Raw genomic sequence first — 17177 nt, 5'->3', positions numbered from 1 at the left:
GCGATGCCCGCGAGCATAAGCACGGCTCCCGAGACGAGGGCCATCATTGCAGCAAGCGTCGCAGCGCAAACGGGATCACCGCCGGATAACGGAGCGATGACGCCGAGGATGACCGCGGCCAACGCCGAGTCGGGTCCAAGGACAATGATGCGGCTCGGACCGAATATCGCGTAAGCGAGAAGCGGTACGATGGTTGCGTAGAGACCGTGGATACCGGGTAATCCCGACGCCGCAGCATAGGCAATTCCGACCGGCACCAGCATGGTCGCCAGCACCAGACCCGCGAAGATGTCATGTCGAAGCCACGCAAGCTGGTAGTGGCGGACGGCCTGGACCCCGGGCAACCAATGAATCCAGCGGCTCATCGCGCTCACTCCCATCAGGCGCCAACATGCCCAAAAGATACAGGATCGACCCATCCTGATCACAGGCCTTGACCTATCGCAAACGATCGCGCCCGATACACTCAAACAGCAATTTAGCTGTCGTCCCTGCGAACGCAGGGACCCATAACCACCAACCTTGCTTGTTGCGCGAAAGCTTACCAGCAGCATCTCTAAACGCGCGCGACACAGCGTATGAGTCCCTGCGTTCGCAGGGACGACAGTGTTGGGCATACGCGCACACACCTCAGCGTCCTCGCGACGGAAATCCGCCCGAGTGATCCGAAATTGTGTCCCTCGATAATCGCGACAAGCGCGAGGCGTTTGCGCGGAGAGGGCGCAGGGAATGCCGGGTGATCGACGCACCCGCAGCCTCGTGCGCAAAAGTAAAAAGCACACGAGTTAGTCACCACAGGTTCGCCGAACGATCCGGCATTCCCTGCGCAATGGTTTTACGGTTTCCTTCGGGCTCTCCCCGGGGATCGGGCTTTCTTGTCCCCGTCGCCAGTGCAATGCGCAGGCATTGTCACTCGCTTGATGTCAGCGTCGAGACATCAGGACCACACGACTTCGCCGTCCGCCACATCGCCACTCGTCAGTCGGCAACGCAAGCGTCCATCGCATCCCGCACCCAACGCTCGTGACGATCGCGAAGCGCCCCTCTTGAATCGGGTGCGAGACGCGCGGGCTTCTAAAGGTGATTTGCCCGACGGCACAAGCGAAATTTTTGAAGGCGCCGATCAAGCGCCTAAGCTTTCAAAAGCGGAGGGCAGATCGGGCGTGCTCCGGGCCTGTCTTTGAGCCGACGCAAGCCCCCGCCATCGCCCGCCGGCCGTGAACCATTGCACCGGCGTTGACGACAAATAACCGCCATGGTCGCCGACGGTGGCGCGTGCCGCGAAATGCCCGACGCTGATCGAGGTTGCCGCCAGAGGGATTGCCCGTGCCGATCGTCAGAATTCTCCTCATGCTTTTCGCGCTGGTTTCGCCTGCCCTCGCGCAGGACGGCAAAAGCGATACGGCGGCCGCACGCGAAGCCGCGATGGATTTCCGCGTCTACGTTGACGGGGTGAAGAGAAAAGGCGAACGGCCTGACCTGACCCGGCCAGAAGTCGCAGCCCAGCTTGGGCATGTTTTCAATCTCGACGCCTTGAACGCGCTGCCGCCGGTGCAAGGCGGCGATCTGCCGTGGCTGCTCGACTGGATCGAGGCCGCAAACACCGTGAACAAGCTGATCCTGCTCTATGGCGCGAAGGCGGGGCCGCAACCCGATCTCGCAGCGCTCCAGCGCAACATGACCGAGTACGAGGACCAGTACGCCGCGGCCGTGAACTTCCTGATCCGCGCCCAGGCGCGCGAGGCGACAGCGACCAAGATGTTTCTGGCCGACCTCAAGCCCGAGGAGCGCACGCGTATACGTGAGGAAGGGTTCACGCGCGCACGCGGTTCCAGCGCCGAGTTCATTCTCGCGACGATCTGCGCGGTGATCGACAGCGGCGGCAAGCCCGAAAACGCCCGCCTGGTGGCGGCCGCGATCCGCGACACAAAGGAAGTATGGGCGGGCTATTTCCTGCCGAAGGATCGGCCGCGCATCCTGCAAGTGCTGGCCGAGTATTCCAAGCGGGTGCCGGATGAGACCGCACGGGCCGATCTCGTCGCCTTCACCAGCGCGATCGAAAAGGTGGATTGATCCGGCGTCATATTGATCTGATGTGTTCCTCCGGCTGAATCGGTTGCCGCAATCATCGCGCAAGACAGGAATGATTGCGGGACGCATCTGACATCAAATCACGAAAAATCCGTGCGTGCCGTCGCGCTGGAGCTGTTCGACCAGACCATGTTCCCAATCGAGATAGGCCTGCATCGCTTCCCGCGAGGCTTGCGTGCCCTCATAGGGACGGCGGTAGCGGTGGGCGGGATCTGGCTTCGGCAGCGCTTGCGGTGGGCCTTCTTCGAGCGCGCCGTCGTAGCCGCCCTCGAGCACATAGACCTCGAACGCCATCTGCGCGAGCCAGGACGCCGTCATGTTGGCGCGAACGCCCAAGGGGTCCGTCAGCAAGATCCGTGCGCCGCGCACCGGCGCGGCCATGTCGATTTCCTGCACCAATTGCCCGCCGGGATAATGGCAAAAGCCTTCGATGTGCCCGGCGGCATAGTCTTCGGCGGAGCGAACGTCGAAACGATAAAGCGTGCGGGTGGTGTCGGCCTGCAACGCGGCCGCCTCCAGCGGCGTGAGGTGCTTGACGCCGGCGCGATAGGCAACGTCCCGCGCGCTTCGTTTCGCCGCTTCGGACGAGCCGACGCCGCCATGCCGGTCGGCGCCCTGCTCGAGCGTCTGGTTCGCCAGCGTCCAGCCGATGGTGCCGTTGCGCAGCGCCACCACCTTGTTGGCGATGCCGGCATTGATCAGCGATTGCGTGCCGATGATCGAACGGGTGCGTCCGGCGCAATTGATGATGATGGTGGTGGAGGAATCCGGCGCGACATGGCCGGCGCGCAGCACCAGCTCCGCGCCGGGCACGCTGAGCGAGCCGGGGACGTTCATGGTGGCATATTCATCCGGCCGGCGAACATCGAGAATCCGGATATCGGCGTTGCGCGCGATCAGGGCTGCGACTTCTTCGGCCGATAATGAAGGCGTGTGGCGCCGCGCCTCGACCAGTTCGCCGAACGCCTTGGCATAGGAATTGACGTCGATGAAAATCTCAAAGTCAGCCCTTCGCCATCCCTCCAGGCCGCCTTCGAGCTCGCGCACATCGCTGTAGCCGAGCCGGGCGAGGAGAGCTGCCGCCTCGGCGACGAGGCCCTCGCCGGCATCGTAAAGGACGATCGGAACATCCCGGCGCGGCAGCCTCGCCGCGGCCTCGATCGCGATCCGCCCCAAAGCCATGTTCGCCGCGAACAAGGGATGTCCGGTGGCAAAAGCGGCCTCGTGACGCAGATCGAGCAGCGCGATTTCCTCACGCAGCAACAACATCTTGCGGATTTGCGATGGGGTGACGGAGGGGATGGTCATGGGCTCGCGACTGGCCGGAGGGAACAGCAGCCTTGCACCCTCACATCAAATATTTCAACCCAAGCCCTTGACCCCGGCCAGCCTTGATCCGGCCGGCCTCTAACTTGGACCCAAGGCGAACCGGAACTTCTGGCTAACGCACACGTTTATTTGGGTTAAACCGGTGGTCCGAAAACGGCGGGGGTTGGCTTGGAGCGTATGGAACGGTTCGAGGCCTCGAAGTCAAGCGAAGGCCGCTCTCGCATGCTGATCGATGCGATCACCGATTACGCGATCTACATGCTTGATCCCGACGGCACCATCACCAGCTGGAATTCCGGGGCCAAGCGTTTCAAGGGCTACGACGAATCCGAAATCATCGGTGAGAACTTCGCGCGCTTCTACCCGGAAGAGGACCGCAAGGCGGGACTGCCGCAGCGCGCGCTCGACACTGCGCGGCGCGAGGGCCGCTACGAAACCGAAGGCTGGCGCGTCCGCAAGGACGGCAGCCGGTTCTGGGCCTATGCCGTCATCGATCCGATCCGGGACAGCGAAGGCAGGCTGATCGGTTTCGCCAAGGTCACGCGCGACCTGACCGAGCGGCGCAAGGCCGAAGCCGCGCTCCGCGAAAGCCAGGAACAGTTTCGTCTTCTGGTGCAGGGCGTCACCGATTACGCCATCTTCATGCTGACCCCGCAGGGTTACGTATCGAGCTGGAATTCCGGCGCGCAGCGCATCAAGGGATACGCGCCCGAGGAAATCATCGGCCAGCATTTCTCGCGCTTCTATCCCGAAGCGGATCGTGAGGGCGGCCTGCCGCAACTGGCGCTCGATGTCGCGGCACGCGAGGGACGGTTCGAACGCGAAGGCATCCGCATCCGCAAGGACGGCACGCAGTTCTTTGCTCACGTCGTCATCGACGCGATCTACGACGATGACGGATCGCTGCTCGGCTTTGCCAAGATCACCCGTGACATCACCGAGCGGCGCAATGCCGCCCGCGCGCTGGAGGAAACCCGGGAAGCGCTGCTGCAGTCGCAGAAGATGGAAGCGATCGGACATCTGACCGGCGGCATCGCCCACGACTTCAACAATCTGCTGATGGCGATTCAGGGCAGCCTCGAGCTTCTGCAGCGTCGGTTGCCCGGCCACGACCCGAAGGTCGCGCGGCTGATCGACAATGCGCTTCAGGGGACGCGGCGCGGCTCCGCGCTGACCCAGCGCATGCTGGCCTTTGCGCGCCGTCAGGAACTCAAGCTGGCGCCGCTCGACGTGCGCGAGGTGGTGCAGCAGATGACCAATCTGCTGCAAAGCTCGCTTGGTCCCTCGACGCGGGTCGAAATGCAATTCCCGCCCGAGCTTCCTCATGTCGTCGCCGATGCCAACCAGCTCGAGCTCGCGCTGTTGAATCTCGCGATCAATGGCCGCGACGCGATGCCCGATGGGGGCACCATCATCATCCGCGCGGGCCGACGAACGGGCGCACCGGGCCTGAAAGCGGGAAACTATGTCTGCATCAGCGTCAGCGATACCGGCACCGGCATGAGCGAAGAGACGTTGCAGCGGGCGATGGAGCCGTTCTTCACGACCAAGGGCGTCGGCAAGGGCACGGGCCTCGGCCTGCCGATGGTTCATGGTATGGCCCAGCAATCCGGCGGCACACTGCTCCTGAAGAGCAGACTGGGTCAGGGAACGTCGGCCGAACTTTATCTGCCGGTTGCGCGGGGAGAGACCGCTTCCACGGAACCGGACGCGATGGCGCGTACGCCGCACACCGACAGGAAGCTCGCAATCCTCACGGTGGATGACGATCCGCTCGTCGCACTCAACACCTCGGCGCTGTTGGAAGAGCTCGGTCACACCGTCTACAGCGCGCCGTCGGCGATGCACGCGCTCGACATTCTGCGCCGGGAAAAGAAGATCGACCTGACGATCACCGATCAATTGATGCCGGGCATGACCGGCTCCGAACTCGCCAGCCGCATCCGGGCCGAGAATGCGCAGATGCCGATCATCCTTGCCACCGGCTATGCCGAACTGGCGCCCGGCGAGGGCGAGGGACTACCGCGGCTCGCCAAGCCGTTCAGCCAGCGCGAACTGGCGGAGGCCATTGCCCGCGCCGTCAGCCCGTGAACTGGCGTAAAGCCTGCTGCGGACCGACGCGAAATTCTTGAGTGGCCGCAACAAACATCCGATATCTCACCCCACACGATGCTGCGATTTGACCGCGGCCGATGACGCGATAGAATTTGCGAAAAAGGGGAGAGCAAGATGGAGGATCGCGCGGCGCAAGGTGCAGCCGAGTGGCTTTTGGCCAAACATCGCGCCAAACATCGCTTCACGACCCTTGCCGGCGAGGCCAAGCCCGCAACCGTCGCCGACGCCTACGACATCCAGGATCGCTACGTCGCGCTGCTCCGCCGCGATAAAGGCGAGAGCATCGGCTACAAGGTCGGCCTGACCTCGGCGACGATGCAGGCGTTTTGCCGAATAGATCATCCGATTGCGGGCGTGGTCCTTGCTTCGCGCGTGCACCGTTCGCCGATCACGATCCGCCGCGCCGATTTCGGCCGGCTCGGTCTTGAGTTCGAGATTGCCGTCCGCATCAAGTCCGAGATCCCTGCAACTGAAAAGCCGCTGACCGCGGAGGCGATCGCGCCGCACATCGGCGGCGTTTGCGCGGCGATCGAACTGGTCGATGACCGCGCCGCTGATTATGCCGACCTCGACGTGCGCTCGCTGGTGGCGGACAATTCCTGGAATGCCGGCATCGTGCTATCCGAATTCAGCTCCAACTGGCCCGACCTGTCGCTGATGCGGGGACGCGCCAGCCGGAATAACGATCCAATCGGCGACGGATATGGGCGCGACATTCTCGGGCATCCCTTCAACTCGGTCGCCTGGCTCGCAACGCATCTGGCGTCGCGCGACACCGCGCTGAAGGCCGGCCAGATCGTGATGACCGGGAGCGTGATGAAGACGGTTTTCCCCGAATCGGACGGCGGCTATCGCTTTGACCTCGCAGGATTGGGCGCGGTCGAGGTGCAGGTTTTTGCCTGATCCCGGCTGTCCTGGAATGGCCGTACATTTTTCCTGAAAGCGGCACGGTCGCCAGGAGAGCGCAACGGCTGCCTTCGGCCCGACATAGTCGGCCGCCTAAAATCGGCGGGAGGAACGCGGGCTGCTCGGGACAGGAGCGTTCAATCCGTGATAATTCGAATCAGGCTGTCCTCGTCACTAGCAGGCTAACGACATCGTGAGCGTCCCCGGAACCCGCCCGTCAGCGATCGCGCGCATCCGGGCCCTGTTGAGCCAACCCGCCCACCACTACCGCCCGGCCACCACGGTTTTTCTCGAACTCAACGTCGATCGCGTCGCGGACGAATTGGGACTGGCCGCGCTCGGCGGCGAGCGCGGCGCGGAGAACCGGCCGACGTCGGACGCGCAGACCATGGACGATGTCGAACGCAAGATCGTCGAGCGCGTCGAACAGCACAAGCAGGACGCCAACGCCATCTATCTCGAACAGCTTCACACCTATGACGAGCGGATGAACGCGCTTTCATTCGAGGAGCGCTTTGCCACCATCCAGCAGGCGGCGCCGGAAGCGGTGGGCGATTTTCGCGCCGAAGCCACCGTCGGCCGCGACGAGCTTTTCGTGTTGCGGCGCCGTCTCAACGAATCCGAGCTCGAGCGCGAACAGTTTCGTAAGACCCACCGCATCGAACGCCCGGCACGGCTGTCAAGCCCCGGCAAGGTAATCCTCAAGGCCGGCATCCTGGCGGTCCTGTTCATCATCGAAGTCGTGATCAACGGCAGCTTTCTTGCCAAGGCCAATCTCGGCGGCCTGCTTGGCGGAGCGGTGCAGGCCGTGACCTTCGCAGCGCTCAACATCATCGCCAGCTTCTTCTGGGGGCTGGTGCTGATCCGCCTCGTCAACCGCCGCAACTATCTCTTGAAGCTGGTGGGCATGATCTCGTTTCTGGCCTATCTGGCTTTTGCGATCGCACTCAACCTGACACTGTCGCACTTGCGCGAAATTCCCCCGGTGGTGAGCCTGAGCGACAATGTCGGACAGGAAGTGCTGCATCGGCTGCTGACCGCGCCGTTCGCGCTGACTGACATCAATTCGTGGCTGTTGTTCGCGCTCGGCTTCGTCTTCTCGCTGATTGCGATGGCCGACGGGTTGATGTTTTTCGATCCCTATATCGGCTATGCCGGGCTCGAGCGGCGCTGGATCGAGGCGACGCGCCAGTTTGCCGATACCCGTAGCGAACTGATCGAGCGGCTGCGCGATATCCGTGAGGACGCCACCGAGACCATGAACGAGGCGGCGCGCGACCTGTCGGTCCGTCGCAGCGAATACGATTCGCTGTTGCAGGGCCGCGTGCGGCTCGCCCAGCGCTTCGACCAGCATCAGAACCAGATCGAACAAACCGGCCGCGCTTTGCTCGAGATCTATCGCGAGGCCAACCGCAAGGCGCGCACAACGCCTGCTCCCGGCCATTTCACCAGGCCCTATGCGATGGAGCGGATCAGTTATGCAGGCGGCGAGCCGAGCGAGAGCGCCCGCGAGAACCTGCGCACCATGATCGGCCAGACCCAGGATCTGTTGAGCCAGCAGGTCAAGGCGATTCACGAGGCCTTCGAGCAGGCGATGCGCACCTATCGCGAAATCGACGAATTGCTGCCGGAGAAGAAACGTGGCCAAGAACTCTAGGCGCCGGCCGCGGCAGCGCTCCTCCTCCGCGCTCGGCTGGTCCGGCGTCGCCGGCGTGCTGCTGTTGTTGCTCGCGATCGGTTCCGGCGGCGCGCTCGCTTATTTCTATTTCGCAAGCCCCGAACGGCCGGTGCTCGATGCCAACACGCTGTGCCCGGTCGACGGGCCGAAGGGAATCACCGTCGTTCTGGTCGACACCTCCGACGATTTGCCGGACACGACGCGACGCGAGGTGCTCGGCCAGCTCGACGATATGATCACGACGCTACCGCCGTTCTACAAGCTCGACATCCGCGTGCTCGACATCGCCGGCGTGCGCAGCCGCTCGCTGTTTGCGAAATGCAATCCCGGCGACGGCGCCGGCTTGAGCGAGTGGACCGATAATCCCCGGATTGCGCGGCTGCGCTGGATCGAGGATTTTCGCAAACCCGCCGCCGAGGCGGTGAAGAGCAGCATTTCTTCCGCGAAAGCGAGCAGCTCGCCGATCATGGCCGCGATCCAGGACATTGCGATTGGAGAATTCTCCGGCGCCGCCACGGAAAACGCCCGGAAAACACTCTATGTTATTTCCGACATGATCGAATATACCAAAGACTACAGCCAATATCCGCGCGCCGGCGATTTGTCTTTCCAGCGCTACAGGCAGTCGCCGGCCTATTTGAAGTTCCGCACCGATCTGCACGGCGCCACGGTGATCCTGCGCTACGTGACGCGGCAGACCGGCAGTCAGCAGATCCTGGACAGCACCAAGCATATGGAATTCTGGAAGGCCTGGATCGAGGACAATCGCGGCACGTTCGGCGGCGTCAAGCGGCTGCAGGGGGCCTGACGTCATGGCCGTCCGCGACTTCAAGTTCAAAACCGACCTGCCGCCCGGCCTCGTCAACGGGCTGTTGTTCTTTGCCGTCGTCGCGCTCGGCTCTGGCTATATCATTTTCTCCAAGCTGCACGATTTCGGCGCACTCGCGGTCACCGCGGTTCCGGTCCTGGTCATGATCGGCTATGCCGTGCTGCTCGGGGCCCGCCTGTTCCGCCTGCGCGACGATCAGTCCGGCGACAATCTTTATTACATGGGCTTTCTGTTCACGCTGACGAGCCTTGCGGTCTCGCTCTATCAATTTTCGGCGGCCGGTTCGGCCGAACAGATCGTACAGAACTTCGGCATTGCGATTGCCTCGACGATCGCCGGCATCACCTTGCGCATCATGTTCAACCAGATGCGGCGCGACCCGGTCGAGACCGAGGCCGCCTCGCGGCTCGAACTGGCCGAGGCCTCGCGGCGGGTGAAGCGCGAACTCGAAAGCTCGATCCTCGAATTCGGCTATTTCCGCCGCATGACCCAGCAGTCGATCACCGACGCGCTCGACGAGGTGCGGGAAAGCATCGGCAAGGCGCACGAGAAATTTGCCGACGAGCTGAACAAGCTCGCGACCAGCACGAGCCTGCCGTTCGAGGAATCCTCCAAGCTCTCGGGCGCGACGCTGGCGAGCCTGAACAAGCGGACGATCGAAGTGCTGGAAATATCCAGGCAATTGGTACAGGAGGGCGAGGAGCTCGCCAAGAACACCACCAGCATCGTGCGCTCGATCGATGCGCTGTTTGCGCGTCTGACCTCGCACCGCACCTCCGAGGAAGCGATCGGAACCCAGCTGATCCCGATGATCGAACGCCTGACCGAATCGGTCGATGCGCTCAACGACAGCGCAGAGAGCCAGGCGAGGAGCGCGGAGATCAGTTCGCGGCATGCCCAGAATGTGGTCGTTGCCATGAAGGAACTCCTGATCGAGATCCAGGCGACACGGCGCGGCATCATTCCGCGCGCGTTGGGTTTCATGGTGCCGCGCTCGGGCAGGGATCCGCGAAGGTAGAGCAGAAAGACAGAGGTCAGGCAGCAGGATGGAAGGACAGATCCTCGAGCAACGATCATCGTACCGGCGGGGCCTGGTGCTCGGGCTCACCATGGCCGAGATCATGGTGCTATTGGTGTTTTGCCTGCTGATTGCGATGGCCGCGTTCCTCAAACGCGAGGAGACCCGGCGCGTCGCCGCCGAGCAGGAACTCAAGCAGGAGAAGGCGCAGAACGCAGAGATCCGCGACGTCGTCAATTCCCTGAGCAAGAGCGCGGCGGTGGCCGAGAAGGTGGAAAGCCTCTCCGGCTTGAGCGATCCCCAGGCGATCGACCAGTATTGGCGCGAACTCGTCGACAGCCGCAGCGTCATCAAGGAAATCGAGAAGAACCTGTCGGCGAAGGAGCTGCGCGAGGGTGCCGCCAATATCGCGGCGCTGCGCGCCAATGGCATCGACGTCGACAAGGCTATACGCGACGCGGAAATCGTCGGCGCCATCAACCGCGCGATGTCAAAGCCCGGCGAGCCGCCGGTGTCGGCGCAAAACGTGCTCGACACCCTGGCGCGGGGCATGGCGGGCGATGGCGGAGGCCATCAGTGGCCGCCGATCATCCGGATGAGCGAGGCCGACGGCTATTTCTTCAAATCCGGCAGCGCCGAATTGTCGCCGAGCTTCCGCGACGCGCTCGCCGTCAAGACGCCGATCGAGATCCTGAACTACATCCGCAAATACGACGTCGATATCATCGAGGTCGTCGGCCACACCGACGAGCGGCCGATCGGGGCGCGGCAATTTTCCAACCTCGACCGCGACCTGCTGCCGGTCCTGAAGAACGACGCCGGCGTCATCAGCCTGGTGCCGGCCGACAATGCCGGGCTCGGCCTGGCGCGCGCGGTCGCCGTGGTCAGTGTGCTGCGGCAAAGTCCGCTGCTCGCCGGCTACAAGCTGATCCCGTTGTCCGGCGCGCAGCTCGTCAATACCGATGAGACGCTGGCGATCTCGCCCTCGCCCGGCGATATCCAGCAGCGCCGGCGCATCGAAATCCGCTTGCGAAAATCCTCGAGCGGCGAGACGACCGGAAGCCTGCCGCCGACCGCGGCGGCGGTGCCGCGCTAGCAGCGGACTGTCGCTGCCGCCGTGCAGGCCGTTTCGTCAGTGCTGATAGATCAGGCGCGCGCTGATTGTGCCTTCCAGCGCGCGAATTTCATCGAGCAACTGGCTGCAGTCATGGCCGGCGAGGTCGAGATCGATCACGACATAGCCGATCTCGCTGTCGGTCTCGAGATATTGGGCGGCGATATTGATATCGCGCTGGAGGAACACCTCGTTCAGGCGCCGGAGCATGCCGGGCACGTTGTGATGGACGTGGCTGAAGCGCACGCCATGGGCGCGCGAGTGAAGCTGCACCTGCGGGAAATTGACCGCGCCCATGGTCGAGCCGTTGATGCAGTAGTCGAGCAGCTTGCGCGCGACTTCCCTCCCGATTCTTTCCTGCGCCTCCTCGGTCGAGCCGCCGATATGCGGGGTCAGGATCACATTGCCGAGGCCCTGCACCGGGGTTTGAAAGCGTTCGGCGTTCGATGATGGCTCGACGGGGAAAACATCGAGCGCTGCCCCCGCCAGATGACCATCGCGGAGCGCTGACGCGAGCGCCTCGAGATCGACCACAGTGCCTCGGCTGTTGTTGATCAGGCAGGAACCCGGCTTCATCAGGCGCAATTCCTTCGCACCGATCATCTTGAAGGTTTCCGGGGTTTCCGGAACGTGTAGGCTGACGACGTCGCTTTGCGCCAGCAGCGTCTCCAGCCGATCCACCGGCTCGGTGTTGCCGTGCCGGAGCTTGTCGGTACGGTCGAAATAGATCACCCGCATGCCCATGGCTTCGGCAAGCGTGGAAAGTTGCGAGCCGATATTGCCGTAACCGACGATGCCGAGCGTGCGGCCGCGCACCTCGCGGCTGCCGGCCGCCGACTTGTCCCAGCCGCCGGCATGCGCCGACACCGAGCGCGGAAAGATCTGCCGAAGCAGCATCACGATTTCGCCGATCACGAGTTCGGCGACGCTTCGTGTGTTCGAGAACGGCGCGTTGAACACGGGAATGCCGCGCTTGCGGGCCGCAGCGAGGTCGACCTGGTTGGTGCCGACGGAAAAACAGCCGACCGCGACGAGTTGATCCGCGGCCGCGAACACATCCGCCGTGAGCATGGTGCGCGAGCGAATGCCGAGCAACGAGATACCCTTGAGAGCGCTGTGAAGGGCATCGCCCTCCAGCGCCTTCGGCAGCCGCGCGATATCGGTGAAGCCGGAGCTCTGCAGCAGCTCGACCGCGCTGTCGTTGACGTTTTCCAGCAGCAGGAGCTTGGATTGTTCGGCGCGTATGGTCATGTCGCTTCCGGATGACAGCCGGTCGGAAAGCTTGGCCCGACCGTGCTCAGGGATATGGGTCTTAGAGATATGGGCTGATTCGATCCAGCCGATAGACCAGGCAGCTCCATTCCGCCAGGCCAGCCCCTCTCCATGGCCGGGCCGCAGAGCACATCTTCGTTCCGCAACGAGGACGCGAAAAAGTCCATAAGATTAACGGCAGGTTTAAGAATTAATGGCAGGTAAGCTCGGCGGATGGAGTTTTCGATGTCGAAATTTGGAATTAGCGCCAAGCTGCTGTTTTTTTCTGCGATCATCTTTGCCGGCTACGCTTTTCTCGCCTGGCTCGCCAGCCACAAGATCTACCAGACGATCACCACCGAGCGCATCGACATGGTCCGTCATGTCGACGAGGTGGCGGTATCGATGGTCAAGACCGCCTATGCCCGCTTTCAGAGCGGCGAACTGACCGAGGAAGCCGCCAAGACGCTGGTCAAGAACCAGCTGCGGACGGTGAAATACGGCGCCACCGGTGAATATTACTATATCCACGATTACGAAGGCACCTGCGTCCTGCACGGCGGAAAGCCGGAGCGCGAGGGTCAGAACTTCATCGGCTTCGTCGACAATAACGGCCGGCAGATCATCAAGGAGCAGATCGAGGCGGGCCGCAGCGGCACCGGCGCGGTCATTGCGCTGAGCCCGGTCGGACGCGCCGGTTCAACGCAACCGGTGTCGAAGCTGAGCTATGCGATCGCCTTCGAGCCCTGGCGCTGGGTGATCTCGACCAGCATGTTCGTCGACGACATCGATACGCGCTATGGCGAAGTCGCCTGGCAGTTCTTCCTGATCGCGGGCGCCGTCGGCCTGTTCATGGCGTTCTGCGCCTATTGGCTGTCGCGCCAGATCACCAAGCCGCTCGGCCGCCTCGTGCAATTCACCGAGCAGCCGCTCGCGGCTGTGCCTTCCGCTGAATTCGAACGCGACCTGCGCCTGAAGGACGAAATCGGTACGCTGGCCCGCGCGCTGCAGGTCTTCAAGGAGAAATCTTCGGAAGCCGAGCGGCTGCGCGGCGAAGTCGACAGCCAGAAGAGCGGGGCCGAAGCGGCCCGTCGCAAGAGCCTGGCCGACATGGTCACAACCGTCGAGACCGAGACCGACAATGCCGTGCACGGCATCGACAAGCGAATGGCGGCGATGACCGAGGCCGCTTCGGTGATGAGCCGGTCGGCGGACCTGGTCGGCACCAGCGCGCAAACCGTCGCTTCGGCTTCCGCGCAAGCGCTCAACAACGCGCAGACGGTCGCCAGCGCGGCCGAGCAATTGTCCAGCTCGATCCGCGAGATCAGTTCGCAGGTCTCAAATGCGACCAAGGCGACGAGCGCCGCGGTCAGCCGCAGCGAGAGCGCCCGCACCACCATCGCAACGCTTGCCGAAGCGGTGGCGCGGGTCGGCCAGGTGACGACGCTGATATCGGAGATCGCTTCGCAAACCAACCTGCTTGCCCTCAACGCGACCATCGAGGCAGCGCGAGCCGGCGAAGCCGGCAGGGGCTTTGCCGTGGTCGCGAGCGAAGTGAAATCTCTGGCGACGCAGACGGCGCGATCGACCGAAGAGATCAATCGCCAGATCGGCGAAATTCAGAGCATCACCCAGGAAACCGTTCGGGGCATGGACGACGTCAGCAGCACGGTACGCACCATCGACGAAATCGCCAGTTCGATTGCGGCGGCCGTCGAGGAGCAGCACGCGGCAACCTCCGAGATTTCCCGCAACGTGACCGAGACCGCCAACGGCGCCCGCGAGGTTTCGACCCGCATCACCGAAGTGTCGGACGAGGCGACACGGCTCGGCGGCGAAGCCGGGCGGGTCCACGACTGTGCCGCCGACGTGTCGGAGGCGGTATCGTCGCTGCGCCGGGTCATCGTCACGGCCGTGCGCAGTTCCGCCGCGGCCTGACGGCAGCGCCCCGTCGCCGTCATCGGCGCGGCACCGGCGGATATTGTTGCGGTGCCTCGGCGCGATCATACATGCTGTAATCGCGCGTGATTTCGAAGGCCTTGCGATCTGCAGCCTCCGTAGCGCCGACCTCGCTTTCGGAAAGCACCAGAAACTTTCCGTCCCGATAGACGCTTTTGAACAGCTCGCCGGCGACGGGCTCCGTCGGCTCCGCATCGTAATAGGAAACCCAAACCGCACGGACTACCGAACTGGCGCGCGCAGGTTCGACCATGGGACCGATCCGCAGCCGGTAGTCCGCGAAATGCTGCTCGCGCCCTGCGCGCTGGATCGCGCGATGTTGTGCGTGTTCACGCCAGCGGATCAGCGCTTGCTCATCGGCCCACCATTGATGCGACAGGATGACGCCGGGGCGGTCGATGCTGCGGTAGCGATCGATGAACTCGACGCCGCCGCTCCGCTCCAGTTCCGGCCTCAACAGGGCCGCGAGATTGAAATAATTCTCCGCATGCCCTTGCAAAGGCGTCACTTCAAAAAACAGTCCGATCATCGATGCCACCCTCGAAAGCCGCCGGACATGTCACTCGGCAAACCGCCAGACGACTGTAATCCCCGCGGACCTGGAACGCTACAGCCGAGGGTTCACAAGGAGTTTGCGTTCGACGTTGAAGCCGGGCGGCCGCCTGCTTCGCCGCTTGTCCCTGCCGCTTGCCCTCGCCGCCGAACGGGCGCACAAATGATCGCAAAAGACGCCGAAACAGAACGACCTGGAGGAACGTCATGATCTTTACAGGCACAACCGCTGCCGGCGAGACCATCACCTATCACGACGGCAAGCGCTATTTGTGGATGCTGTCCTACATTCCACCACTGGTCCCGCTCGTGTCCTACTGGCTCTATCTCGAGACCGGCCATGCGGCGGTCACGCTCATTCCGTTCGTTTTCATCTTCGGTCTGATCCCGCTGCTCGACGCCGTGATCGGCGAGGACCAGCACAATCCGCCGGCCGAGGTGGTGGCCGCGATGGAGAAGGATCCGTATTATTTGCGGCTTGCGCGCATCTCGGTGGTGATGCCGTGGCTCAACTACATCGCCTTGATTGCCTTTGTCGGCACGCAGAACCTGCCGTGGTGGTCATATCCCTTCCTGTTGCTCGGCGTCGGCACCATTGACGGCGGCGCGCTTTTGGTCGGACACGAACTCGGCCACAAGCCGGACCGGTTGAATCGTTTGTTCGGCATCCTCGCCAACAACGCGGTCGGCTATGCCCACTTCCGCATCGAGCACAACCGCGGCCATCACACCTGGGTGGCGACGCCGGAAGATCCGGCCAGCGCGCGCTTTGGCGAATCCATCTACGCCTTTGCCAGGCGCGAGCTGCCGGGGGCATTCAAGCGCGGCTGGCGCAACGAAGCCGAACGACTGACCAAGCGGGGCAAGCCGGTCTGGTCGATCGAAAACGAGATCCTTCTCGGTTTTGCACTGACGCTTGTCGTTGCGGCCGTGCTGATCGCGCTGTTCGGCTGGAAGGTGGCGCCGTTCATTGTCGCGCACCATTTCCTCGGCTGGTACGCGCTGACCCAGGCCAACTATGTCGAGCACTATGGACTACTACGCGAGAAGCTGCCGAACGGACGCTATCAGACCGTCGAGCCACGCCATTCCTGGAACACCAACCACATCGTCTCGAACCTGATGACGCTTCACCTGCAACGCCATTCCGACCATCACGCCAACCCGATGCGGCCCTACCAGTCGCTTCGCGACTTCGACGACATCCCGCGCCTGCCGAACGGCTACACCGGCATGTTTGCGCTCGCGGCGGTCCCGCCGCTCTGGTTCCGCGTGATGGATCCGAAAGCGCTGGCCTGGGCCGGCGGCGACATCGGCAAGCTCAACGTCGGCGATCGCGCGGCCGGGAGAAGTGGCTGATATCACGGGGAATATCGGCCGGCTTTTCGGCGGCGAAATGCCGCGCCCGGAACACTGAAATGCCGGGCCGGCGCGCCGCGCGCTACAAATTTTGTTATGATTCATTTGCTATAATCGGGTGAGAACGAACATCATTGCCAGCGTTGCGATTTTCGAAGTTCGTCGCATTATTCGAAAAGACCGGCTTCGGACGTCTGAACCGCCCCGCGCGGCGCTGACACCAAGATCCGCTGCTGTTCGTAGCCATGGACGATCATCGCGAGCCCTTATTGCAGCCTTCGCCGCCAAAGATCGATGTCCAGTCGCAGGAGCCGGTCTGGACGGCTGAGCGGCGCGATCTTTGGCAGCGCATCGAACGGCATGATTTCGAGCCGGATACGCCGCTGAACTTTACCCATCGGCTGGCACGCGATCACGGATGGAGCCTGGACGAGGCGCGCGGCGCCGTCGCAGCCTACCGCCGCTTCTGCTTTCTCGCCCTCGTCTCGCCGACGCCGGTCACGCCGAGCGAAGTCGTCGATGAGGTCTGGCATCAGCATCTGATCTATTCGCGCGACTATTGGGATCGATGGTGCGGACAGACGTTGCGCGCTCAACTGCATCACGACCCCACGCCCGGCGGCGCAGAAGCTCAAGCGCTCTACCGCCGGCAATACGCCGAGACGCTGGCGCTGCACGAACGCTTCTTCGGGCCGCCGAGCGCTGTGCTTTGGCCCGCAACACATCTGCGCTTCGCCGGTCCGCGCTATCATATGACGGACCGCGGCCGCTGGTTTATCGTGCCCAAGCCCGCTCCGTGGATTCGCCGTCACTTCGGGAGGTGAACTGATGAGTTGGAATCCGTTCGACTGGACCGCCGGCCCGTTCCTCACCCTTTATGTCGCGCTTGCCGCGATCGTGTTCCTGCAGGGCTTTCGCATGCGCTCGATGATCGGACCGGCCAGGCTCGCCAGCCATCGGCTCGGAATTCTTGAGC

14 protein-coding genes are annotated in these 17177 nt (G+C 63.2%); 10 read left to right on the top strand and 4 right to left on the bottom strand.

From position 1 onward, the window contains the following. Nucleotides 1-365 (bottom strand): SulP family inorganic anion transporter (locus tag VFL62_RS10150; protein ID WP_325172240.1); only part of this gene is annotated, 365 nt, incomplete at its 3' end. Nucleotides 366-1326: 961 nt separating this feature from the next. On the opposite strand from VFL62_RS10150, the gene VFL62_RS10145 reads away from it, so the two are divergent. After that, nucleotides 1327-2073, top strand: a complete 747-nt coding sequence (locus VFL62_RS10145) for a hypothetical protein (RefSeq protein WP_325172239.1) — start codon at nucleotides 1327-1329, stop codon at nucleotides 2071-2073. 93 nt (nucleotides 2074-2166) lie between these two features. Here VFL62_RS10145 and VFL62_RS10140 read toward each other — a convergent pair whose 3' ends face one another. Further along, nucleotides 2167-3399, bottom strand: coding sequence for a rhodanese-like domain-containing protein (locus VFL62_RS10140; RefSeq protein ID WP_325172238.1), 1233 nt, complete (start codon nucleotides 3397-3399; stop codon nucleotides 2167-2169). Between the two features lie 189 nt (nucleotides 3400-3588). On the opposite strand from VFL62_RS10140, the gene VFL62_RS10135 reads away from it, so the two are divergent. The 6 genes from VFL62_RS10135 to VFL62_RS10110 all read left to right on the top strand — a co-directional run bounded on the left by VFL62_RS10135 (nucleotide 3589) and on the right by VFL62_RS10110 (nucleotide 11062). Further along, nucleotides 3589-5511 (top strand): hybrid sensor histidine kinase/response regulator, encoded by a 1923-nt coding sequence (locus VFL62_RS10135; protein ID WP_414644673.1) that lies wholly within the window; start codon nucleotides 3589-3591, stop codon nucleotides 5509-5511. Nucleotides 5512-5649: 138 nt separating this feature from the next. Next, nucleotides 5650-6438 (top strand): 2-keto-4-pentenoate hydratase, encoded by a 789-nt coding sequence (locus tag VFL62_RS10130; RefSeq protein WP_325172236.1) that lies wholly within the window; start codon nucleotides 5650-5652, stop codon nucleotides 6436-6438. A gap of 247 nt (nucleotides 6439-6685) precedes the next feature. Next, nucleotides 6686-8098 (top strand): hypothetical protein, encoded by a 1413-nt coding sequence (locus VFL62_RS10125; RefSeq protein ID WP_325172235.1) that lies wholly within the window; start codon nucleotides 6686-6688, stop codon nucleotides 8096-8098. Beyond that, complete coding sequence (locus tag VFL62_RS10120) at nucleotides 8082-8927, top strand: hypothetical protein (RefSeq protein WP_325172234.1); 846 nt, start codon at nucleotides 8082-8084, stop codon at nucleotides 8925-8927. Before VFL62_RS10125 ends, VFL62_RS10120 begins: the two co-directional genes overlap by 17 nt. A 4-nt stretch (nucleotides 8928-8931) precedes the next feature. After that, nucleotides 8932-9966 (top strand): hypothetical protein, encoded by a 1035-nt coding sequence (locus VFL62_RS10115; RefSeq protein WP_325172233.1) that lies wholly within the window; start codon nucleotides 8932-8934, stop codon nucleotides 9964-9966. A gap of 28 nt (nucleotides 9967-9994) precedes the next feature. After that, nucleotides 9995-11062: a hypothetical protein gene (locus VFL62_RS10110; RefSeq protein WP_325172232.1), complete on the top strand. Its 1068-nt coding sequence runs from the start codon at nucleotides 9995-9997 to the stop codon at nucleotides 11060-11062. Nucleotides 11063-11098: 36 nt separating this feature from the next. On the opposite strand, the gene serA is transcribed toward VFL62_RS10110, so the two are convergent. Then, nucleotides 11099-12331, bottom strand: coding sequence for a phosphoglycerate dehydrogenase (serA, locus tag VFL62_RS10105; RefSeq protein ID WP_325172231.1), 1233 nt, complete (start codon nucleotides 12329-12331; stop codon nucleotides 11099-11101). 246 nt (nucleotides 12332-12577) lie between these two features. On the opposite strand from serA, the gene VFL62_RS10100 reads away from it, so the two are divergent. Next, a complete protein-coding gene (locus VFL62_RS10100) occupies nucleotides 12578-14269 on the top strand; it encodes a methyl-accepting chemotaxis protein (RefSeq protein ID WP_325172230.1) in 1692 nt (563 codons plus the stop codon). A 19-nt stretch (nucleotides 14270-14288) separates the two neighbouring features. On the opposite strand, the gene VFL62_RS10095 is transcribed toward VFL62_RS10100, so the two are convergent. Beyond that, nucleotides 14289-14819 carry an antibiotic biosynthesis monooxygenase family protein gene (locus VFL62_RS10095; protein WP_325172229.1) on the bottom strand — a complete coding sequence of 177 codons (531 nt, stop codon included), beginning with the start codon at nucleotides 14817-14819 and terminating at the stop codon, nucleotides 14289-14291. Nucleotides 14820-15049: 230 nt separating this feature from the next. Here VFL62_RS10095 and VFL62_RS10090 point away from each other — a divergent pair, with 230 nt between their 5' ends. Both VFL62_RS10090 and VFL62_RS10085 read left to right on the top strand, forming a co-directional pair. Continuing rightward, on the top strand, nucleotides 15050-16201 hold the full coding sequence (locus VFL62_RS10090; RefSeq protein ID WP_325172228.1) for an alkane 1-monooxygenase: 1152 nt from the start codon (nucleotides 15050-15052) through the stop codon (nucleotides 16199-16201). Nucleotides 16202-16446: 245 nt separating this feature from the next. Beyond that, complete coding sequence (locus VFL62_RS10085) at nucleotides 16447-17025, top strand: hypothetical protein (protein WP_325172227.1); 579 nt, start codon at nucleotides 16447-16449, stop codon at nucleotides 17023-17025. Nucleotides 17026-17177 lie beyond the last annotated feature (152 nt).

The organism is Bradyrhizobium sp. (assembly GCF_035701725.1).
Classification (GTDB): Bacteria; Pseudomonadota; Alphaproteobacteria; order Rhizobiales; family Xanthobacteraceae; genus Bradyrhizobium.
This window is presented reverse-complemented; position numbering and strand designations above follow the sequence as displayed.